This window comes from Paenibacillus sp. NMA1017, assembly GCF_058895805.1.
The window spans coordinates 1-25,436 of the sequence record NZ_JBZXYR010000015.1 but is presented as its reverse complement, the minus strand read 5'-3'; the positions used below and the strand labels follow the sequence as shown (position 1 = coordinate 25,436).

2 protein-coding genes are annotated in these 25,436 nt (G+C 49.5%); one reads left to right on the top strand and one right to left on the bottom strand.

Annotated elements, in window-relative coordinates; all coding sequences use genetic code 11:
* The first annotated feature begins 49 nt into the window (after window positions 1-49).
* Window positions 50-23,725 carry a non-ribosomal peptide synthase/polyketide synthase gene (locus AC5ELV_RS23945; protein WP_493432172.1) on the top strand — a complete coding sequence of 7,892 codons (23,676 nt, stop codon included), beginning with the start codon at window positions 50-52 and terminating at the stop codon, window positions 23,723-23,725.
* A gap of 109 nt (window positions 23,726-23,834) precedes the next feature.
* On the opposite strand, the gene AC5ELV_RS23940 is transcribed toward AC5ELV_RS23945, so the two are convergent.
* Complete coding sequence (locus AC5ELV_RS23940) at window positions 23,835-24,869, bottom strand: alpha/beta hydrolase (RefSeq protein ID WP_493432171.1); 1,035 nt, start codon at window positions 24,867-24,869, stop codon at window positions 23,835-23,837.
* Between the last annotated feature and the right edge of the window lie 567 nt (window positions 24,870-25,436).

The following is a 25,436-nucleotide window of genomic DNA, read 5'->3' as shown; positions in this document are numbered from 1 at the left end:
GCCAGGTGCAGCGGGAGGATATTCACATCATGGAATAGGAGTGAATGAGATGAATGACATGCAGTTATATGATTTAACAAATGCGCAGAAGCGTATATGGTATACCGAATTACTCTACCCAGATACGTCAGTGTCACAGCTTTCCGGTACAGCTAAGATGAAGGGGCATATCCATATCGCTGCCTTCATGCAGTCCATTAATTTGATTATCAAACAGTATGATGCGTTCCGCATTCGTATTACCTCAGTGGACGGAGTACCTCAGCAGTACGTCGTTCCTTATGAGGAGAGACAGTTGGAGTGCCTGGATCTTACCCACTATGAAAGTGCATCTGAGGTGGAAGCCTTACTTGAGCAACACAAAAGCAAACCCTTGCGCCTGCTGGATTCTGAGCTATTCCAGTTTTTAATTGTGAAGATTAGCGAGGAAGAGTATTGGATAAATATCAAGATGCACCATATTATTTCTGACGGAATATCAATGGTGGTCTATGGCAATCAGCTGACAACGTTTTACATGGAGTTAATTCAAGGAAATGAACCGAAGTTGGGCGACGATTGCTCGTATATTCAATATATTGCAGATGAGCATGCATACGAACTTTCTGACAGATACCAAAAGGATAAGGCATACTGGCTGGATCAATTTTCTGATTTGCCTGAGCTTACGGGTTGGAAGTCATATAATCCGTTATCTTTAAGCACCCACGCCGTTCGGGAGCATTTTACCGTACCAGAAGTGCTATATCACGAGCTGCAATCATTTTGCCAACAGAACAGGATTTCTTTGTTCCAGTTCTTCATGGGTGCGATGTATATCTACATACACAAAATGACGAATCAGCCGGATGTGGTGATTGGAACTTCGTTCGCTAACCGGGGGAACAAAAAAGAGAAGCAAAAGATAGGTATGTTCGTCAGCACCGCTGCTGCCAGAACATATGTTAAAAAGGATATGGATGTGTTGAGTTTCCTGCAGGATGTAGCCAGAGATCAGATGTCGGTCCTGCGGCATCAGAAGTATCCATACAATCAGTTAATTCAGGATCTTAGAGAAATGCATGGTAACAAGGATATTCAGCGGCTTTTTGGCGTTTCAATGGAATATCGCCTTATCAATTGGGTTGATTTGGATGATGTGCGTATTTTGACGGATTATGATTTCTGCGGGGACGAAGTGAACGATTTCGTGCTTCATATTGTGGAGATCCTGGATGAAGGCGAACTGGTACTGGATGTCGATTATCGGACGGAGCTGTTTGAACGCAGTGAAGTTAAGGACATGGTTTCCCAGTTGCTTACGATCGCCGAACAGATCATTCATTCACCTCAGCTTTCTATCGCAGAGGTAAACCTATTGGGTGAACCCGAAGAGCAATCCATTTTGGCTCTTTCGGAAGGTGATGCAGTCGATTATCCACGTGAGAAGACCATCCATGGCTTATTCGAAGAACAAGCCGAGCGCACGCCAGATCACGTAGCCGTTCAGATGGACGAGCAGAGCATTACATACCTAGCTCTAAACGAGCAGGCTAACCAGCTTGCGAGATATTTGCGTTCTGAGAGAGTAGGAGCAGATACGCTCGTAGGGATTATGGCTGACCGTTCCTTGGAGATGGTCATCGGGATGTTGGCCATTTTGAAAGCAGGTGGCGCCTATGTACCGATTGACCCTGATTATCCCGAAGAACGTATCCATTATATGCTGGAGGATTCAGGTGTCCGTCTGTTGCTCACCCAAAGTCATCTATGGGAGAGCACCACGTTTGACGGAAAGCTTGTGAGCCTGGACGATTCTGCAACGTATACAGGAGATGCCTCCAATCTGGAGAGCATTTCGGGACCCAACCATCTGGCCTATGTCATCTACACGTCGGGTACAACCGGCAAGCCGAAGGGCACGCTAATTGAGCACAAAAATGTAGTTCGACTGCTCTTTAACGATAAAAATTTATTTGATTTCACCTCTCAGGATACGTGGACGCTATTCCATTCGTTCTGCTTCGATTTCTCCGTTTGGGAGATGTACGGAGCGCTTCTTTACGGAGGGAAATTGGTGATTGTTCCATCTCTCACAGCCAAAAGCCCAGCAGCTTTCCTGGAGTTGTTGAAAGATAACCAAGTCACCATTTTAAATCAGACGCCAACGTATTTTTATCAGGTGCTACAGGAAGAGCTGACGCACTCTTCAACAGAGCTTAGCCTTAGAAAAATCATTTTTGGTGGAGAGGCTTTAAGTCCGTCTCTTCTGAGAAACTGGCGGGTCAAGTATCCTGATGTGCAGCTGATTAATATGTACGGAATTACGGAAACAACGGTCCACGTCACCTACAAGGAAATCACGGAACATGAGATTGAAGCGGGGAAAAGCAATATTGGCAGAACGATTCCCACACTTAGCGCTTACATTCTCGATGAGCAAAGACGCCTGCAGCCTGTTGGGGTTCCGGGAGAGCTATACATTGCGGGGGATGGTCTTGCCCGTGGGTATTTGAATCGGCCGGATTTGACGTCTGAGAAATTCGTTGAACATCCGTATCGGGCGGGAGAGCGGCTGTACCGAACGGGGGATCTTGCTCGTTGGTTGCCTGATGGCAATATTGAATATTTGGGGCGGATCGACCATCAGGTCAAAATTCGCGGCTACCGAATTGAGCTTGGTGAGGTAGAAGCCCAAATTCTCAAGGCTCCGAACGTACGGGAAACGATTGTCCTCGCACGGGAAGACGAACAGGGCCAAAAATTGCTGTGCGCCTACTATGTAGCCTCCAGTGACCTTTCGCCGGGGGAATTGCGGTCTCAGCTGGCGGCGGAACTCCCCGCTTACATGATTCCTTCTTATTTTGTCCGGCTGGAGCAAATGCCGCTTACGCCAAATGGCAAACTGGATCGCCGTGCGTTGCCGGCTCCTGAAAGCAGCGTACAATCCGGCGAGGCTTATTTGGCTCCGAGAACTGCTGTGGAAGCTCAGATGGTACTCATCTGGCAAGATATCTTGGGCGTTACCCGCGTTGGTGTCAGGGATAATTTCTTTGAAATTGGGGGTCACTCTTTGCGGGCAACAGTGCTCGTTTCACGGATTCACAAAGAGCTGGGATGTAGCATTTCGCTACGTGAGGTATTTCAGTCACCTACGGTCGAATCCTTGGCGCAACTTGTGAAAAAACATATTCCAACCATGTACGAATCCATCCCACAGGCGGCGGAAAGCGAAGCTTACCCAGTGTCCTCAGCGCAAAAGCGGTTATACGTGCTGAGACAGATGGATGGGGGAGAGCTCAGCTACAATATGCCAGGGGTCTTCACGGTGGATGGACCGTTGGATCGCACGCGGCTGGAGTCTGCGTTCCAGGCACTGATCCAGCGTCATGAATCTCTGAGAACCGGCTTTTATATGCAGGATGGAGAGCTTGTTCAGCGTGTACATAGGAATGTGCCGTTTGCGTTGAACTACACAGAGGCTTCTGTGGAGGAGACGGATACGCTCATTCACAGCTTTATTCGTGCCTTTGATCTGAGCCAGGCTCCATTACTGCGTGTTAGCTTGGTGAAGCTCCAGGAGGAGCGTCATCTGTTGCTGTTTGATATGCATCACATCATTTCAGATGGGGTTTCTATTCAAATATTGATAGAGGAACTTACTCATTTGTATCAAGGAGAACAGCTACCAGAGCTGCACATCCAGTACAAGGATTATGCCGTATGGCAACGGGAACAGTCAGAGAACCAATGGCAAGATCTTGAGAATTATTGGCTGCAATCCTTTGAAGGAGAGTTGCCGGTATTGGATTTGCCTACAGACTTCCAACGACCTTCGGTTCGGAGCTTTGAGGGTAGCCGAATTGATTTTACATTGGATGAGTCTGGCAATAAGGCGATACAAGAGCTTGCATCCCGTACAGGTACTACACTGTACATGGTATTACTGGCCGCTTATTCGGTACTACTGCACAAATATACAGGACAGGAGGACATCGTCGTAGGTTCTCCAGTGGCTGGAAGACCGCAGGCTGAGCTTGAGGGCATCATCGGGATGTTTGTCAACACACTGGCCTTGCGCAGCTACCCGGCAGGAGATAAAACCTTTCAGGATTACCCTTTTGAAAAATTGGTCGAAAAGCTGGGCGTAGGACGTGATGTCAGCCGCAATCCGCTCTTTGACACCCTATTGGTATTACAAAATACCGAGCAGGAAGAGCAGGAAATGGACGGAGTGCACTTTACTCCTTACTTGATGGACACCGTCACAGCCAAATTTGACCTGTCCCTCAATGTAGAGGAGAAGGGATCAAAATTAGCCTTTGGCCTCGAGTATAGTACGGCTTTATATCGGCGTGAAAGTGTAGAGCGACTTGCAACGCACTTGCTCCGGGTTCTGCACGCAGTCGCGGCCAATCCCCAGTTGCAACTGGCCGAGATAGAAATGATCACACCGGAGGAGAAAGTACAGATCGTTGAAGTATTTAACGCGACATCGGCTCCTTATCCAAGGGACAAGACCATTCATGAGCTGTTCGCAGAACAAGTCAAGCGTACACCGGAGCAGACGGCGCTTGTATTCGGCGATGTCCAGCTAACGTACCTTGAATTGGAAGACAAGGCGAGCCGACTGGCCCAAACACTGCGTCGTTTGGGAACGTTGAGGGAGCAGCCTGTGGCCGTAATGGGCGGACGAAGCATCGAGATGGTCATTGGTATGCTCGCGGTGCTTCAGGCAGGTGGAGCCTATGTGCCGATCGATCCTGATTACCCGGAAGATCGGGTTCGTTATATGCTTGATGATTCCGACGCCAAGCTATTATTGGTGCAAAAGCGCGAGCTTATAAGTGTAGACTACGGTATACCGATTGTCGATCTCAGCAGTGAAGAGGCTTATGCTGCTGAACCTGCCCAGCTGGAGATTGTTCAGGGATCACAGGGGCTTGCTTATGTCATCTATACATCGGGTACTACCGGTAGGCCAAAGGGCGTTATGGTTGAACACCGGAACGTGGTCCGTCTGGTCAAAGAGACCAACTATGTGGAGCTGAATGAATCCACACGAATTTTGCAAACAGGAGCCGTGGCCTTTGATGCTTCTACATTCGAAATATGGGGGGCGTTGCTTAACGGTGGACAGCTCTATTTCGTAGAGAATGACGACATTCTGATTGCTGATAGGCTCAAAGCGGCTATTGCCAAGTACGGGATTACGACATTGTGGCTTACTTCACCGCTTTTCAATCAGCTTTCCCTGCAGGATGAGTACCTGTTCAGAGGGCTAAAAACATTGTTTGTCGGCGGTGACGTACTGTCCCTATCTCATATGAACCGTGTGATCGAGGCTAATCCTGATCTTGTCCCTATCAATTGCTATGGCCCGACAGAAAATACTACATTCTCAACCACCTACAAGATTCCGGGTCGTGCCGAAGGCGTGGTGCCGATTGGTCGCCCGATTCGTAATTCGACCGCTTATGTAGTCAATGGATCGCTTCAATTACAACCCATTGGTGCTTGGGGGGAATTGATTGTCGGCGGAGAAGGTGTAGCGCGCGGATATCTCAATCGTCCCGATCTCACAGCAGAAAAGTTTGTCCCTAGTCCCGTGAAGGACGGAGAACCCTGCTACCGAACGGGTGACCTCGTACGCTGGCTTCCAGATGGAAATCTGGAATTTAAGGGAAGAATTGATGAGCAGGTCAAAATACGCGGTTACCGCATCGAACTCCCAGAAATCGAGGCCCAACTGGCCAAGGTGGAGTCAGTAATCGACGCCGTAGTGGTCGTTCGCGCGGATGAGCTTGGAGAGAAGCAGCTTTGCGCTTATTATGTGGCGGATCGTACGCTCACGGCAGGCGAAGTACGTCTTTCCCTATCGCAGGTGCTTCCGAGTTATATGATCCCGTCCTATTTTGTGCAGCTGGATCGTATGCCATTAACGTCAAACGGAAAAGTGGACCGTAGGTCTCTGCCAGCCCCTCAAGTAGGCGCGCATACAGGACGGAAGTATACAGCTCCTCGTACACCGGCTGAAGAAGCTTTGGCATCTGTCTGGCAAGGGGTGCTGGGTGCCGAACAGGTGGGTATCCATGACAATTTCTTTGAATTGGGCGGAGACTCCATCAAGGCCATTCAGGTGTCATCACGGCTACTACAGGCTGGCTATCGGTTAGAGATGAAGCAGCTGTTCAAATCGCCAACCATTGCCGAGCTAGGCGCGGAAATACAAACGGCTGTGCATATGGCTGAACAGGGAGTTGTGCGTGGAGCGACTCGCTTGACTCCAGTCCAACAGTGGTTCTTTGGACGGAAGCAGGCAGAGCCTCATCACTTCAATCAAGCGGTTATGCTGTATCGTGAACAGGGATTTGAGGAAAAGGCCTTGCATCAGGTGCTGAGAAAACTTGCTGAGCATCATGACGCCCTTCGTATGGTTTTCCGTCAGACAGAGCATGGCTACGAAGCTTGGAATCGTGATCTTGAAGAAGGAGAGCTTTATAGCCTGTTCACCGCTGATTTACGAAATGAATCTGATCCGACTGCAGCCATTACATCGTTGTCGGATGACATTCAGCGCAGTATCCATCTGGCAGAAGGCCCGCTGCTGAAGTTAGGACTTTTCCATTGTCAGGATGGAGACCACCTTCTGATCGTGATCCATCATTTGGTGGTGGACGGAGTATCCTGGCGGATTTTGTTCGAGGATATTGCAGCAGGCTATGAGCAGGTGATTCAAGGACAAGCGCTGACATTCCCGCAAAAGACGGATTCCTTCCGTGACTGGGGAGACGCCCTTGCTCGTTATTCGGAAGGTCCTGAAATGGAGACTCATCGGGCGTATTGGAGAGAGCTGAAGGATCAGCCACTCGAACAGTTGCCGAAGGATGAGGCTGTGGAAAGCCTCCTTTTACAGGATAGCAAAGTAGTAACAGCACAATGGACTATAGAAGAAACCGACCAATTGTTGAGAAAAGCCCACCGTGCTTATCAAACAGAGACAAATGATCTGCTATTGACTGCTCTGGGCATGGCGGTATCCAAATGGTCTGGCATCGGAAAGGTTGCTGTGAATCTGGAAGGACACGGTCGTGAGCCGATTATACCGAATATCGACATCACCCGTACCGTCGGCTGGTTTACAAGTCAATATCCGGTGATTTTAGACTTGGGGGATGCCTCGGAAGTGGCCTCCTTGATCAAGTCTGTGAAAGAGGGGCTGCGCCGAATTCCGAATAAAGGTATTGGCTACGGGTTGCTCAAAACGATGGCAAGTCAGTTGGATGAAGACAGCTTCAGCTTGCAACCTGAGATTTCTTTTAACTATCTGGGGCAATTTGATCAGGATTTGCAAGGAGGCTCGTTGCAGATCTCTCCTTATCCGACCGGATGCGCCCAAAGCTTGTTGGAGAAACCGGCCTATACGCTAGATATCAATGGCATGGTGACAGACGGAGCCCTGACTCTAACGATGACTTATAACGGAAAGCAGTATAAGTCATCTACGATGGAACAGCTCGCTGGATATATTGAAGAAAGCCTGCGGGAGCTTCTCCAGCATTGCGTAACCCAAGAAAAAACCGTATTGACGCCGAGCGACGTACTTGCGAAGGGTTTAAGCATTGCCGATCTGGAGGAGCTTTCTAAGCAAACCAGCCACATTGGCGATATTGAGAATGTATATAGTCTGACACCGATGCAGAAGGGCATGCTGTTCCATGATATGTTTGAGCCGCATACAGGTGCTTATTTTGAGCAGGCTGCCTTTGACTTTAAGGGTAGCTTTGATCCGACCGCCTTCGGACACAGTCTGGATGCAGTGGTGGAGCGTCATGCCATCCTGCGTACGAACTTTTACAGCGGATGGGGCAGCGAGCCTTTGCAGGTTGTTTTTCGGCACAGAGGCGCTAAATTGGTGTACGAAGACCTGCGCGAGATGAATGAATCGCAGCGCGAAGCTTACCTGAAGACATTTGGTGCTAAGGACAAAGCACTGGGCTTCAACCTGGCTGAAGACGAGCTTCTCCGTGTATCCATTTTACAAACAGATGAAGAGAGCTTCCGTCTCTTATGGAGCTTTCACCATATCGTCATGGATGGCTGGTGTGTTCCGTTAATTACGCAGGAGGTATTTGAACACTATTTTGCTCTTCTGGAAGGAAGAGAGCCGCAGCTGGCAGAGGTTCATCCGTACAGTCGATATATCGAATGGCTGGAACAGCAGGATGAAGCAGCCGCGTCCAACTATTGGAGCCGATATCTGGCCGGTTACGAGCAGCAGACGCTTTTACCTCAAGTCGGTGGAGCAAGTAGGGGAGAAGTCTATGTAGCAGAAAAGCTGAATTATCCTCTCAGCAGGGAATTGACTGAGCGCCTTGAAAAGGTGGCCAGGGATGCTCATGTCACGATGAATATATTGCTGCAGTCCCTCTGGGGCATTGCGCTTCAACGCTATAACGGTAGCAGGGATGTCGTATACGGAAGTGTAGTATCAGGCAGACCAGCAGAAATTCCGGGCATTGATCGGATGATCGGTTTGTTCATCAATACGATTCCCGTTCGTGTGAAGACAGAGGAGAATCTCCCCTTCACCGTTCTGATGAAGCAGCAGCAGGAACAATATATGGCTTCTCATATGTATGACACCTATCCGCTGTTTGAGATCCAGGCTCAGACGGATCAGAAGCAGGATCTAATCTCACATATTATGGTGTTCGAGAACTATCCTGTGGAGGAGGAGGTAGAGCGTCTGGGGGGTGGCGAGGCTGCCTTTGAGATTGAAGAGGCGGAGCTCCTTGAGCAAACGAATTACGATTTTAATTTAATTGTCCTCCCTGGCGAAGAGATGAGATTGCTGTTCCAGTACAATGCACTTGTTTATGACCCAGTGACAATTGAGCAAATCAAGGGCCATCTGGTTCACCTTATGGAACAAGTTGTAGAGAATCCTGCTATTTCCGTGGATGCTCTAGAATTAGTCACGCCGCAGGAGAGAGAACAGATTCTGAGCGTATGGGGAAATACAACAGGCATTTACGAGTACTGTAACACGTTCCATGGGCTGTTGGAGGAACAGGCGGGACGAACGCCGGCTGCGACTGCTATTTGGTTCGAGGACGAGAGTCTGACCTATGCCGAGCTCAATGCAAAAGCCAATGGACTGGCGAGAAGGCTCCGTACTCAGGGAATCAAGACGGGAGATCTGGTGGGACTGATTGCTGAACGGTCGCTCGAAATGATCGTTGGAATCTACGGCATTATGAAAGCCGGGGGTGCCTATGTACCAATCGATCCAGAGTATCCGAAAGAACGAATCAGTTACATGCTTGAAGATTCCGGGGCGAAGCTGATCCTTACACAGGCCCATCTCTTGGAGCATCTCGGATGGACGGAAAATGCTTTGCTGCTGGATGAATCATCGACCTATGATGCCGACACCTCGAATTTGGAGGATACTGCTGGCCCGGATGATCTGGCTTACGTGATCTACACTTCAGGTACGACGGGCCAGCCTAAGGGAGTATTAGTCGAGCATCGGGGACTACCCAATCTTTCGGACGTATATGGGGCACACTTCGAAGTTACACCGCAGGATCGGATCGTTCAGTTTGCAAGCCTGTCGTTTGATGCATCGGTTTCGGAAATTTTAACGGCCCTGAGCCACGGGGGTGTTCTGTGCATCCCTTCTACACAAGATATTTTAGATCATGCCCTGTTCGAGCAGTTCATGAACGATAAGGGAATTACGGTAGCGACTTTACCACCCGCTTACGCTATCCACCTTGATCCAGAGCGTTTGCCAACACTACGGTGCCTGCTAACCGCTGGATCGGCTGCATCGGTCGAGTTGATTGAGGAGTGGAGGAAGCATGTACGTTACTCTAATGGCTATGGCCCAACGGAGGATTCCGTATGCACCACAATCTGGTCTGTCCCGGACAGTGAGGAAGCAACGGATATTGTATCTATTGGACGACCTATTGCTAACCATAGTGTGTACATCTTGGATGACCATTTTAGATTGCAACCTGTCGGTGTAGCTGGAGAGCTATGCATTTCGAGTATCGGATTAGCACGGGGGTATCATAACCGGCCTGAGTTAATGGATGAGAAGTTCGTGGACAATCCGTTTGCTCCAGGAGAGCGTATGTATCGGACGGGTGACCTGGTTCGCTGGTTACCGAATGGAACCATCGAGTACTTAGGCCGAATAGATCACCAAGTCAAAATTCGCGGCTACCGTATCGAGCTGGGCGAGGTAGAAGCACAAATGCTCAGAGTGCCGTCCGTTCAGGAAGTCGTGGCCATGGCTGTAGAGGGCGAAGACGGCTACAAAGATCTAGTCGCTTATTTCGTAGCTGCTCAGAAACTTGAGGTATCCGAGCTTCGGGCCGTCCTGTCGGAGATGTTACCTGGATATATGATCCCTTCCCGCTTCATACAATTGGACGATATGCCTCTAACGTCGAACGGAAAAATCGATCGAAAAGCGCTGCAGGGCGAGCGTGGATGGGCAGCGGCTTCATCTGAGGCTCCAAGGACACCTGTAGAAATCCAATTAGCCGAAATCTGGCAAGAGGTGCTGGGTGTAGAGAGCGCGGGAGTGAAGGATAATTTCTTCCATTTTGGAGGTCATTCACTGCGTGCAGCCCTGCTAGTCTCACGAATTCGCAAGGAAATGAATCGTGAGATTAGTCTGAGAGCAGTGTTCGAGTCTCCTACTATTGAAGGATTGGCTCGTGCCATTGAGGGCTATACACCGCTGAATTTCGAAGAAATTCCTACAGCGGGAGCGAGAGAGCATTACCCATTGTCCTCGGCTCAAAAACGACTGTTTATTCTAAGTCAGCTGGAAGGTGGAGAGCTGAGCTACAATATGCCGGGTATCCTTACGGTTGAGGGAGCTTTGGATCGGGAACGGCTGGAGCAGGCATTCCGTCGTCTGATTCATCGTCATGGTTCGCTGCGTACTCGTTTTGTGACCGTGAACGGTGAACCTGTACAGCAGCTCTTGACGGATGTTCCGTTTACTGTGGAATATGCGGAGTTGAGCGAGGAAGAGGCAGGAGCTACGCTTCAGCAGTTTGTCCGTCCTTTCGATCTGGGTGTAGCTCCATTGCTGCGGGTCGGCCTCATTCGAATTGCACATGAGCGCCATTTACTATTGTTTGACATGCATCATATTGTCTCAGATGGGGTTTCTATGAATATTCTCATAGAAGAGTTTCTTCGCTTCTACCGAGAGGAGGACGTATTTCCTGAGCTACAGATCCAGTACACAGACTATGCTGTATGGCAGCAAGAGCAGCTCGGAAGCGAGCGTCTTAAGGCCCAGGAAGCTTACTGGCTGGATGCTTTCCGCGGAAGCTTGCCAGTGCTGGATTTGCCAGGAGATGAAGTTCGTCCTGCGGTGCGAAGCTTTGCGGGCGATCGAATCGACTTCCAAATTGATTCTTCTCTGAGTGCTTCACTTCAGGAGCTGGCTACCCGAACGGGTTCCACTCTGTTCATGGTACTGCTGGCAGCCTATACAGTGCTCTTGCATAAGTACACAGGTCAGGAAGATGTCATTGTCGGTTCACCTGTGGCAGGAAGATCCCATGCGACACTCGAAGGCCTCATCGGTATGTTCGTCGGCACAGTGGCACTTCGTACTTATCCAGAAGGAGAGAAGCCTTTCGAGGCTTATCTGCAGGAAGTGAAGGAAACAGCGCTGCGGGCCTATGAAAACCAGGATTACCCGTTCGAGGAGCTGGTAGAAAAGCTGGAGCTTCAGCGTGATTTGAGCCGTAACCCACTATTTGATACCATGTTTGTCCTGCAAAATATCGAGCAGGGAGAACAAGAAATAGAAGGATTGCGCTTCACTCCTTACGATAATGTACATCCGGCTGCCAAGTTTGATCTTACGCTGACCGTGAGTGAAGCAGACGAGGCATTGAACTGCACGCTTGAGTACGCGACTGCGATCTACAAGCAAGAGACTGCTGAGCGGATGGCAGGCCACTTTGTACAGCTTATTCGGGAAGCCCTCGCCAATCCGGCACTGCCGTTGTCATCTCTTGATATCGTGACGCCTCAGGAAAAATCAAAGCTGATGAAAGCGCCGGACGAAGCCAAGGCAGATTATCCTCGTGACAAGACGATCCATGCGCTGTTCGAGGAACAGGCTGCACGTACTCCGAATGCAGTGGCAGTCGTATGTGAAGATGCAGCCCTGTCCTACAGCGAGCTGAACGAGCGGGCCAATGGACTTGCCAGAACGCTGAGGGAACGTGGTTTGCAACCAGACGGTTTGGCTGGAATCATGGCGGATCGTTCCCTTGAAATGGTGGTCGGGATTTTAGCCATCTTGAAGGCAGGCGGGGCCTATGTCCCTGTAGACCCTGAATATCCAGAGGACCGCATTCGCTTTATGCTTGAGGACTCGGGAGCCAAGCTACTGCTGACACAAGCGCATCTGGAGCAACGTGTCTCCTTCGCCGGGGACATCGTAAGTCTGGACAAAGTGGCTTCCTACAATGAGGATGTCTCAAACCTGCAGCCTGCAGCCGGACCGGAGCATCTTGCCTACGTCATCTACACATCGGGTACGACAGGCAAGCCAAAGGGAACGTTGATCGAGCATAAAAATGTAGTTCGCTTGCTCTTTAATGATAAAAATATGTTTGACTTTGGTCCTCAGGATACATGGACACTGTTCCATTCATTCTGTTTTGACTTCTCTGTATGGGAAATGTACGGGGCCTTGCTGAACGGAGGCCGGTTGGTCATCGTTCCATCGCTTACCGCGAAGAGTCCGGATCGTTTCTTGCAACTGCTTAAGGATCAGAAGGTCACCGTTTTGAACCAGACACCGACGTACTTCTACCAGTTGCTACAGGAAGAGCTCGGTCATCAGGCGGCAGAGCTGAGCCTCCGTATGATTATCTTCGGTGGGGAGGCATTAAGCCCGGCCCTGCTCAAAGACTGGAGAACGAAGTATCCGCAAGTGCAGCTCATTAATATGTACGGCATTACCGAAACGACTGTGCATGTAACATACAAGGAAATTACAGAGTTGGAAATCGAACAGGGCCGCAGTAATATCGGCACCACGATTCCGACGCTGCGAGCGTACATTTTGGATGAACAACGCCGTCCACAGCCGATTGGCATTCCGGGTGAACTCTATGTGGCGGGCGTAGGCCTGGCGCGAGGCTATCTGAACCGACCGGAATTGACGGAAGAGAAGTTTGTCGCTCATCCGTTTGAAGCGGGCGAGCGCATGTATCGCTCGGGTGACTTGGCACGCTGGTTGCCGGATGGCAGCATGGAATATTTGGGACGGATCGACCATCAGGTTAAAATCCGTGGTTACCGTATCGAGCTGGGCGAAGTGGAAGCGAAGCTGCTCCATGCTCCGTCTGTAAGGGAGGCCGTTGTGCTCGCCCGGGAGGATGGAAGTGGACAAAAAGTGCTTGTAGGCTATTTCACTGCTGATCAGATGCTGACGGTAGGCGAGTTGAGAAAAGCCTTGGCTGCTGAACTGCCTGCTTATATGATTCCATCTTACTTTATGCAATTGGAACAGATGCCTTTGACGCCAAATGGCAAGTTGGATCGCAAAGCGCTTCCGGCTCCGGAGGCCAATGTGCAGACTGGAGCGGTTTATGAACCGCCAAGGACGAAGGCTGAGGAAGCTTTGGCTTCCGTATGGCAAGGTGTGCTGGGAGCGCAGCAGGTCGGCATCCATGATCATTTCTTCGACCTGGGTGGTGACTCCATCAAGGCGATCCAAGTGTCCTCGAGATTGTTCCAAGCCGGATATAAATTAGAGATGAAGGATCTCTTTAAATATCCGACAATTGCCGAGCTAAGCCCGTATCTTCAAGCAGCCGGACGTACAGCAGAGCAGGGCGAAATAAAAGGTGCAGCAGAGTTAATGCCAATTCAGCGCTGGTTCTTTGAGCGCCATACAGCGGAGCCGCACCATTATAATCATGCCGTCATGCTCTATCGGAAAGACGGCTTTGATGAGGCTGCACTCCGGTTGACAATGGACCAAATTGCAATCCATCATGACGCGCTGCGCATGGTTTTCCGGCCTACAGAAGCTGGATACGCAGCTTGGAACCGGGGAACGGACGAAGGCGAGCTCTACACATTGGACATTGCCGATATGCGGCAGGTGGAAGACCAAACAGCTGCGGTTCAAGCTCAAGCCGATGTCATCCAGGCAAGCTTTGACTTGGAAGGTGGCCCATTGTTCAAGTTAGGTCTGTTCCATTGTGACGATGGTGATCATTTGTTGATTGTCATTCATCACCTTTTGGTTGACGGCGTATCCTGGCGCATCCTGTTTGAGGACATTGCAGCAGGGTACGAGCAGGCATTAAATGGACAAGCAATCGTCCTTCCACAAAAGACCGATTCGTATCTTGTATGGTCTGAGCAAGCGACGAAGTATGCGGCAGGGCCTGCTCTGGACAAGGAGCGTGCATACTGGCAGCTGATCGAGGAGGCGATTTTGGCCCCACTGCCGAAGGATGAGGATCAGAAGCCGGGCACCATTCGGGATACTGAATCGGTTACGGTAACGTGGTCTGCGCAGGAAACAGACCTGCTGTTGCGACAAGCGAACCGGGCGTATCATACGGAGACGAATGACTTGCTCTTGACTGCTCTGGGGGCAGCCATTCAGCGCTGGACAGGCATGGAGCAGATTTTGGTCAATCTTGAAGGGCATGGACGGGAAATGATCGTACCGGACCTGGATATTACCCGTACCGTGGGTTGGTTCACAACCCAGTATCCGGTTCTGCTGAACCTGCAAGGCAGACAGGAAGTATCTGCGCGCATCAAGCGCATCAAGGAGAATTTGCGAGAGGTTCCGCATAAAGGCATCGGCTACGGTCTGCTGAAGTATATGGCACCGGAGAAAAGTGTCGGATTCGGCGTGGAGCCGGAAATTTCCTTCAATTATCTTGGGCAGTTTGATCAGGATTTGGAGGGTAATGCCCTTAGCCTATCCACACATTCAGTTGGTAAGGCGCTCAGTGATCTCACACCTCAGCAATATGCTCTGGATGTGAATGGCATGATTGCCGAAGGCCAGCTATCACTGACGATTACGTACAGCAACAGGCAGTATCGTAACGAGACGGTGAGTCATTTTGCTGAGTTATTACAGTCAAGCCTTAGTGAGGTCATCCGTCATTGTGTGGCTCAGGAGCGTTCACAGCTTACACCAAGTGATGTTCTGTTCCAAGGATTAACATTGGAGCAGCTTGATCGACTCACGGCGCAGACGGCTCACATCGGAGAGATTGAGGATGTGTACAAGCTGACGCCAATGCAGAAGGGAATGCTGTTTCACAGCCTGATGGAGCCGGACTCCTCTTCATACTTCGAACAGGCGACGTTTGAGCTGCATGGCAGCTTCGATGTAGATATCTTCTTCGAGAGCTTCCAGGCTTTGGTGCAACGACATGCCATACTACGTACCGGCTTTTACAACAATATCGCGGATGTACCGCTGCAAGTTGTCTTTAAGCAACGGTTAATCCCTCTGCACTACGTAGATTTGCGCGACGCATCTACGCAGGAACAAGAAGCCCGAATCAAGGCTTATATTGCTGAGGATATGGTTAAGGGGTTCAGCTTGTCAGAAGATCCGCTGATGCGAGTGACCGTCTTGCAGAAGGATCAAAGCTGTCTTGTATTGTGGAGCTTCCACCATATTGTCATGGATGGCTGGTGTATCCCGATCATTACACAGGAGCTGTTCGATTATTATTCTGCCAAGAAACAGCAAGTACAGCCTGTCCTGACGCCAGCTCAGCCCTATAGCCGTTATATCGAGTGGCTTGATGCACAGGATGATCAAGAAGCTTCAACATATTGGAGCCAATATCTCGAAGATTATGACGGGAATACCGTATTGCCGGAAGGTAAAACGAAATCTCAAGCCAAAGAAGCGGGCTATGTTCTGAAAGAGCATGTTCTCCATCTGGGTGCATCTCTGACCGGTAAAATGGATGTTGTCGCGAAGCGCAATCACGTAACCGTCAATACACTCATGCAGACAGCCTGGGGACTGATTCTTCAACGTTATAATGCCAGCTCGGATGTGGTTTTCGGCGGCGTTGTGTCGGGTAGACCTGCTGAGATTGCAGGGATCGAGAATATGGTGGGTCTGTTTATTAATACAGTACCTATCCGTGTACAGTCATCCAAAGACGAGGCCTTCGTCGAGGTAATGGAACGTACACAGGCACATTCGTTGGCTGGTCGTGCCTACGACACCTATCCACTGTATGAGATTCAGGGGAAAACAACCCAAAAGCAGGACCTGATTTCTCATATTATGATCTTTGAAAATTACCCGCTCGACGAGCAGGTGGAGCAATCCGGTAATCAAACGGAGGACAATCTCGAAGTCGCCAACTTCACCATGTTTGAGCAAACCAACTATGACTTTAACCTGGTTGTGATTCCAGGCGAGGACATTAAGGTCTGCATTCGCTATAATGCTTCGGTCTACGAGCAAGAAAGCATTGCGCGAATCGGAGGACACTTGTTGCAAATGCTCGATCAGGTGGCTGCTCGTCCGCAGGCGACGATACAGGAACTGGAGATTGTAACATCTGAGGAACGGATGAACCTGCTTGACTGGGGCGGCAAGGCCCATACCTATCCAAGTGATCAGGGTTTGCATACCTTGTTTGAAGAACAGGTTGTCCGTACGCCGGATAAGATTGCGGCTGTAAATGGGGACACTCAGATCACGTATCGGGAGCTGAACGAGCAGGCGAACAGACTAGCTTCCACCTTGATAGACCAAGGACTACGGAGTGAACAAGTGGTAGGTCTGTTGGCAGATCGGTCTGTAGAGCTGCTTGTCGCTATCATGGGCGTACTCAAAGCGGGCGGAGCCTATGTACCTATTGATCCTGAATATCCGCAGGAGCGGATTCAGTATATTCTGAAGGACTCTGGCGCTGAGATTCTGCTCACACAGAGCCACCTGACGAAGCTAGCTTCCTTTGAGGGAATGGTTATGGAATTGGATTCTCCGCACATCTACGGAACTGGGGTGGATAATCCTAATATTCCTGTGAGAGGAAACGATTTGGTGTATTTAATCTATACCTCAGGTACAACAGGAAATCCGAAAGGAACCATGATTAACCATAAAGGGATTGTGAACTACATCTGGTGGGCCAATAAGGTCTATTGTGCCGGGGAGCCAACGGATTTCCCGCTTTACTCATCTATTTCGTTTGACTTGACGATGACATCAATGTTTACTCCGTTAATAAACGGAGGAATAGTACGGATTTATGATGGTATAGATAAAGCAGAGGTCGTTCAGCATATTTTACGCGAAAATGCGGTCGATATTCTCAAGCTGACGCCGACTCATCTCAGTCTGATTAAAGATATGACCATCCCGACAGAAAGTCGCATTCAGCAGCTCATTGTGGGTGGAGAGAATCTGACCACACATTTATCGAAAACCATCACAGATCTCTTTGGCAGCAGCATCAAAATCTACAATGAATATGGTCCAACTGAAACGGTCGTCGGCTGCATGATTCACCTGTACAATCCTACGAAGGATACGCGTGAATCTGTACCGATTGGATTGCCAGCAGATAATATATACATCCATATCCTGGATGATCAGCTTCGTCTCGTACCGTTAGGTGTGGAGGGCGAAATGTACATCGCCGGGGACGGAGTAGCCCGTGGATATCTGAACCGTCCTGAGCTTACCGCAGATAAATTCATTAGAAATCCGTTCGCTGCGGAAGGAAATATGTATCGCACCGGGGATTTGGCTCGTCGCCTTCCTAATGGAGACATTGAGTACATTGGACGCATTGACCATCAAGTTAAAATACGGGGCTATCGTATTGAGCTTGGTGAGATTGAGGCCAAGCTGCTGGATATGCCACTTGTCGAGGAAGCTCTCGTTGTTGCGTGGGCAGATGCTCATGGGCAGAAATCGCTGTGTGCTTACTTCGTAGCTGATCGCGAAATGTCTGTCAGCGAGCTGAGGAACGAACTGTCTGCCGGACTGCCTGCATATATGATTCCGTCTTACTTCGTCCAACTGGACGTGATGCCTCTGACACCGAATGGTAAGCTGGATCGCAAGGCACTGCCTGAACCGAACTCGGGTATAAAGGCGGGAGCAGACTTTACCGCTCCGCGGACGGATGTGGAGAACATTTTGGCTTCGATCTGGCAAGGTGTACTCGGCGTGCCGCTTGTCGGCATACATGATAATTTCTTTGAGCTTGGAGGTGACTCAATCAAATCCATTCAAGTATCTTCAAGGCTTCTCCAAGCAGGCTATAAGCTTGAAATGAAGGATTTATTCGGTTATCCGACAATTGCAGAGCTGGCACAGCGCGTTAGGGTGGTCAGCCGAATTGCGGACCAAAGCGAGGTGCACGGAGCGGTAAGACTGGGACCTGCTCAGCACAGATTTTTCGATGAACAGTCGATGGATCTGCATCACTTTAATCAGTCGGTCATGTTGTACCGACGGGATGGATTCAATACTGATGCGCTCGCCGAGGTTGTTCGGAAAATTGCAGAGCATCATGATGCTTTACGACTGGTGTTCCGCCAAGGAGAGCAGGGATTGGAGGCCTGGAACCGGAGCGTAGGTGAGGGTGAGCTCTATAGCCTCCAGATCCACGATCTGCGGGATGAGACAGACCCGGCTTCAGCAATAGAAGCAGGTGCGGAAGCCATTCAGCGCAGCATCTCTCTGGAGGATGGACCTCTCTTTAGACTGGGTCTGTTCCGCTGCGCGGACGGCGAACATCTGTTGATCGTTATTCATCATCTGGCTGTGGATGGCGTATCCTGGCGTATTCTCTTTGAGGATCTTCAGGAAGGCTACGAGCAGGCAGCACGTGGAGAAGCAGTCAAGCTTCCGCAGAAGACGGATTCGTACCGTGCATGGGTTGAGGGAATCACACAATTTGCAAACAGCCCGGTGGCTGAACAAGAACGCAGCTATTGGGCAGAGGTAGAAGGAGATGGCTTTGTCCCTCTTTCCAAAGACAAGGTAGACGGCGCTCTTCTCATCAAAGACATCGAGGCTGTCACGGTGAGATGGTCACCAGAAGAGACAGAGCAGTTCCTGAAAGAAGCGAACCGCACCTACAATACGGAGGTTAACGATCTGCTCCTGACGGCTCTGGGTATGGCTGTTCACGAGTGGACGGGAATCGAACGTGTAGGCATCCTTCTGGAGGGACATGGGCGGGAGCCTGTTGTGCCGGAACTGGATATCACTCGCACAATAGGCTGGTTTACAAGTCAATACCCAGTCGCCCTTGAGATGAAAGGGGAATTGGAGATCGGCGCCAGAATCAAGCATGTCAAGGAAGGCTTGCGTCGTATTCCGAACAAAGGTGTCGGTTATGGTATTTTGAAATATTTAAGAGACGATTCCGACGTCTCCTCCTTCTCGGCTGAACCGGAGATCACCTTCAACTACTTGGGGCAGTTCGACCAGGATCTTGCAGGAGGGACGATGGAAGTATCGCCTTACTCCGTAGGGCCTGAGGTCAGTGAGCAGATGGTGCAGCATCAGGCATTGAACATTAATGGACTGATTGCCGAAGGACAGCTTCAACTTTCGGTCAGCTATAACCGTCATCAGTTCCACGGGGAGTCCGTGGCTAAGTTTGTTGGCATTCTGAAGAACCGTCTCAGCGAAGTCATTGGACATTGCGTAAGTAAGGAAAGAACAGAACTTACACCAAGCGATGTACTCCTCAAAGATATCAGCTTAGAAAAGATTGAGGAGCTAGAAGAGCAGACACGGCATATCGGCAGTATTGAAAATATGTATAAACTGACGCCGATGCAAAAAGGAATGTTGTTCCACAGCTTGCTGGAGCCTCATTCAGAGGTCTACTTTGAGCAGGCCAAATTTGAAATTCAGGGAGTATTCTATCCTGAGGATTTCAAACGCAGCTTACAGCATCTGATGAAACGGCATGCCATATTGAGAACGAATTTCCATGCCGGGTGGGGCGATTTCCCTATTCAGATTGTGTTCAAAGAAAGAGCGTGTGACTTCGTATACGAGGATCTGCACGAGCTGGAAGCCGATGAAATTCAAGCGCGTCTTGCAGCTTATACTGCTCAGGACAAAGCAAGAGGCTTTAATCTTGCTGAAGAAGCGTTGCTGCGCGTTGCTATTCTACGTACAGCAGAAGGGGCTTACCATCTGCTGTGGAGCTCTCATCACATCATTTTGGATGGCTGGTGTATGCCGCTTGTGCTCCAGGAAGTGTTTGAGACGTATGGGGTTCTGCGTGAGCAAAGGGAGCCTGAGCTTCCTGCAGCTGTATCGTACAGCCAGTATATTCAATGGTTGGAGAAGCAAGGCGAGGAAGAGGCATCGTCTTACTGGAGAGGGTACCTGGAAGGCTACGAACAGCAGACGAAGCTGCCACAAGCCATCACACAGCCATCGGCAAAAGCAGAAGCCTATGTGTCGGAGAAGCTGGTATTCACGTTGGATGCGGAATTGACCGATCGCCTGGAACAGGTGGCCAAACAGCATCAGGTGACGATGAATACATTGATGCAAGCAGCCTGGGGAATCGTGTTGCAGCGCTACAATAGAAGCCAGGATATCGTCTTCGGAAGTGTAGTATCGGGGAGACCTGCCGAAATTCCGGGTATCGAAAGTATGATCGGTCTCTTCATTAATACAGTTCCGGTTCGGGTTCAGGCCGAGGGAAGCGATACGTTCTCCCATGTGATGAAAAGACAGCAGGAATTATATTTGGCAGGACATGCTTATGATTCCTATCCGCTCTATGAGATTCAAGCACAGAGCGAACAAAAGCAAGATTTGATTTCTCATATTATGGTGTTCGAAAATTACCCGGTAGAAGAGCATCTGGAAGAGAAAATTGCCAGTGAAGAGGCTGAATACAAAATTACGGATGTTCAGATGTTTGAACAGACGAATTATGATTTTAACCTCATTGTGCTGCCGGGTCGTAATCTGGAGTTCTTGTACCGTTACAATGCCCGCGTCTATGATCGGGAGAGCGTGGAACGCATTCAAGGACACTTGACGAGAATTCTGACAAGCGTTGCTGTTCAACCTACCATCCGTATTGATGAACTAGAGTTGATCACGCCAGAAGAGAAATCGCAGATTATAGAGGTGTGGGGCGATACAGCAGCTCCTTATCCGCGTGAGCAGACCCTTCACGGTATATTTGAGGAAAAAGCAGCGCTCACACCGGATCGTACAGCACTTATTTACGGAGAAACGAAGCTTACCTATGGAGAACTCGATCAGCAGGCGAACCGTCTCGCACGTACGCTGCGTGCCCAAGGGGTCGGACCGGACCAACCAGTCGGCATCATGGTCGAGCGCTCGCTTGAGATGATCATTGGTATTCATGCCATTCTAAAAGCTGGCGGCGCCTATGTACCGATTGATCCGGAGTTCCCAGAAGATCGTATTCACCACATGCTGGAGGATTCGGGAGCGAAGCTTCTGCTGACTAAGAACCATCTCAAGGATCGTTTTCCGTTCACTGGCACGATCCTGGCACTTGATGATCCGCAGGCGTATCATGCGGATAGCTCCAATCTGGAGCCAATTGCGGGGCCGGAGCATCTGGCTTATATCATTTACACGTCAGGTTCAACCGGTAAGCCGAAAGGTGTAATGATTGAACACCGCTCTGCCGTCCATACGATGAGTCAGTTGGAAGCTGAATATCCGATGTTGGCAGGCGACCGTTTCCTGCTCAAAACGACATTCACCTTTGACTTCTCCGTGCCGGAGCTGTTCTGTTGGTTCTTTGGACAAGGGACTCTCGTGATCCTGCCGCAAGGTGTGGACAAAGACCCGATGGCGCTGCTAGAGGCCGTGGATACAAACCGTATCACGCATCTCAATTTGGTGCCGTCGATGCTCAGTGTGCTCGTTCAATACTTGAAAGAGAGCGGCAACCAAGGATTCCTTACTCTGAAATACCTGTTTGCCTGCGGCGAGACGCTACCTGCCAAACTTGTGGAAGAGTATTATAAAGTATCTCCTCACGCAGTACTGGAAAATATCTACGGTCCTACGGAAGCAGCCGTATATGCGACTCGATATACAACGAGCCTTGAGACTGCGGCTTTAACGCATGTGCCAATCGGCAAACCGTACGCTAACGTCCAAGTATGGATGATGGACAGCGCTTCTCAGGTATCACCTGTGGGGGTACCAGGAGAACTCTGCATTGCAGGCGAAGGGGTAGCGCGGGGGTATTTCAACCAGCCGGACCTGACGGCAGAGAAGTTCATTCCTCACCCGTACAAACCGGGAGCACGGATTTACCGAACGGGCGATTTGGCCCGATGGCTGCCGGACGGGAATATTGAGTATTTGGGACGGATCGATCACCAGGTAAAAATCCGGGGTTACCGCATTGAGCTGGGAGAAGTGGAAGCCCAAATGTTGAAAGTGCCATCTGTGCAGGAAGCGGTTGTTCTTGCACTGGCTGATTCTACTGGAAGTACTCAGCTTTGTGCATACTTTGTGGCCGAAGAGGGGCTTGCAGCGGCCGTATTACGCGAGGCACTGGCCAGCGAGCTGCCAAACTACATGATTCCGACTGCTTTCGTACAGTTGGCACAAATGCCTCTGAATCCGAATGGCAAATTGGATCGCAAAGCGCTACCGGCACCGGAAGTACTTCTGCGGAGCACAGCGGAGTATATCCCGCCGCGTACGCAGACAGAAGTAGAGCTAGCGCAGATCTGGTCCGAGGTACTCGGCGTGCAGGAAATCGGGGTCAAGGATCATTTCTTCGAGCTTGGGGGCCATTCCCTGAAAGTATTGGGATTGATCCAAAAGATCTCAACCGGCATGGGTGTGCAGCTTCCACTCCAACTCGTGTTTAATCTTCCGACTGTTGAGCAAATGGCCCATGAAATATCCAAGCTGCGGGCAACAGCTGCTCCTGATGAAGAGGAAATGGAAATTATCCACTTCCCAGGGAAAGGAACGCTTAAAGTGTTTTGCTTCCCTCCTCGGGTAGGCTACTCTCTGGGGTACTATGAGATGGCCAAGGAGCTAGAAGGACATTGCGAGGTGTTCGGGCTGGAATTTATCGGCGATCGTTTCCAGGGCCAAGATATGCTGGATCGATATATGGACGCCATCGTGGATATTCAAGCTGAGGGCCCATATGTCTTCCTGGGATACTCACTCGGAGGAAATCTGGCCTTCGAGGTAGCCAAAGCCATGGAAAGCCGAGGTCACCATGTCAGCGACCTTATTATGGTGGATGCTATGAGAAAGATGTCCAAGGATGAATCGACACCGGAGCAGCTTGAGGAGATTGTCGAGACGGTGCTGGACAGCATTGGGGAGCAGTACAAATCATTCCTCGCCGATCCAGCTGACAGAGCGCGAGTCAAAGACAAAATGTTGATTTACTCCATCTACCGCAATGAGCTTATTAACACAGGTGGAGTTCAGGCGAATATCCATGCCTTGATTGCAGAGGACGATAGTATTGGTCCGGTGACATCATCAGATAAACTGCTATGGCAACAGGCAACGCTTGGTCAATACGAAGAGTATGGAGTCATCGGTACGCACGATGTGCTGCTTGATTCCGGTTATATCGGGGAAAATGCTAAAGTGCTGAGACAGATAATTGGCAAGGTTGCAGAGGCCTCATCTAAAAACAAGCCCATTTTGTCCTAAGCTCAATCAAGCATAATAAGTGTTAGGCAGCAAAGACGCCCGGATTCCTTTATATAGAAGGATCTCGGGCGTCTTTTATTTTTTATGCAGTTCTTAACATATAAAGTCCCTAATCATCTGTGTATGCTTTAGACATGGTTGACTGAAAGTGTCTTGTGTCGGTGATGAGTTCACGGATGACTTGGATGACAAGCTCCGGTTGATCATGGATGATCATATGCTCGCTCTTCTTGGCAACAATAAATTTGCTGTTTGTAGAGATGTTAAGCATCTCGCGCTGTCCCATTTGCCAGCTTTGTTCGATCTGATCATTTCCGCGTTTACTAATACCGAACTGAGTCAAATCTTGTTGAATGCCTCGAGCAATTACACGTACAGGGAGGTTACCCAGATTCTGTCCCCGTATGGCATCTTCGGTAGTGCTCGCCAGATCACCCTCCTCCGCAACAGATCGAAAGTATTTAGAGGAAGCGACAATATTCACAAAAGATTTTCTATCTTGATATTCGACCCGACCCGTTAGCATAAAATTGGGAAACAGGCGAAAAGCTCCTGACTTTTCTAGGAGAATAGATATTAACGGGGAGGGATTGACCTTAGGTTTTTCCTTGGCATAAATCTCATTTGTCCGGCGAGCGTCATTCTCAGGCCTGGCGTCCACCAGAACCAATCCTGCCACTTCGTCTTTGTATGTCTGCGCGTACAGTCTTGAGTACATCCCTCCGAGGGAATGGCCTACCAGAATATAAGGAGCTTGGATGTCTGCGTTCTTTAAGGCGACATGAAGCTCTCGAACGATGTTTTCTCCGGTTCGTGGAGTAGCAGCCTCCTCGCTCCAGGCATAGCCTGCCCGGTCATAGGATACAACAGTGGCGAATGATGACAGCTTTTCGGGAATATCTCTCCATGACAGGCTGCTTTCCCCGCTCCCTGATTCAAGCAATATTGTCGGAGAGCCGTTACCGAGTTTACGAATATGAAGTCGATAGCCCCCGGCATCAACTAATTCCCCCGGAGGTCGGTATTGTGATTTATCCTTTTTGGATGCAATCCACTCATACACAAATCCAGAGATCACGACAAGCATTAAGCAAGAGATGATAAGAAACACAATTCTCGTCCATGTTCGCCTTTGTTGCTTCATTAGAAAATCTACTCCTCTATACAGCTATAATTAATCATTACCTAAAGTTGCGTGAAACAAAGCTGTTATCGCATGGTTAGTGGCTAGCTCCTTATCTTTTTTACCCATCCTTTCTTTGTCAAATCATCAATATTAAAGAAAAAGTAGAATATGCACTTATGTTGTAATGAGCAACACGCGTGTTCGAGATCATTGAATGGATCTAGCGTCTTTCTTGGATGCGGATAACTAAGCTATTTGGCAAAAGTACAGAGTATACAGGGTGTCATTAGAACAATAAAGATAGTAAAAACAATTCTTTAAAAAAAGGGTTGCATTTAAATATACAGAATGGTATACTCTAATTCCGGCCAAGAAATACAAATTGCGAGCGAGTGGTAAAAAAAGATTTAAAAAAAAGTGCTTGCAAAGTTGGTTCGGACATGATATGATATAAGAGTTGATGAAGCGACGAGCTGAATCAGCGGAAAATGAATGTTTGATCTTTGAAAACTGAACAACGAGTGAGTAAAACGATTTTGTTCGCAAAATCAAACAAGAGATATTTTTATCTCGTCAGTTTCAAAA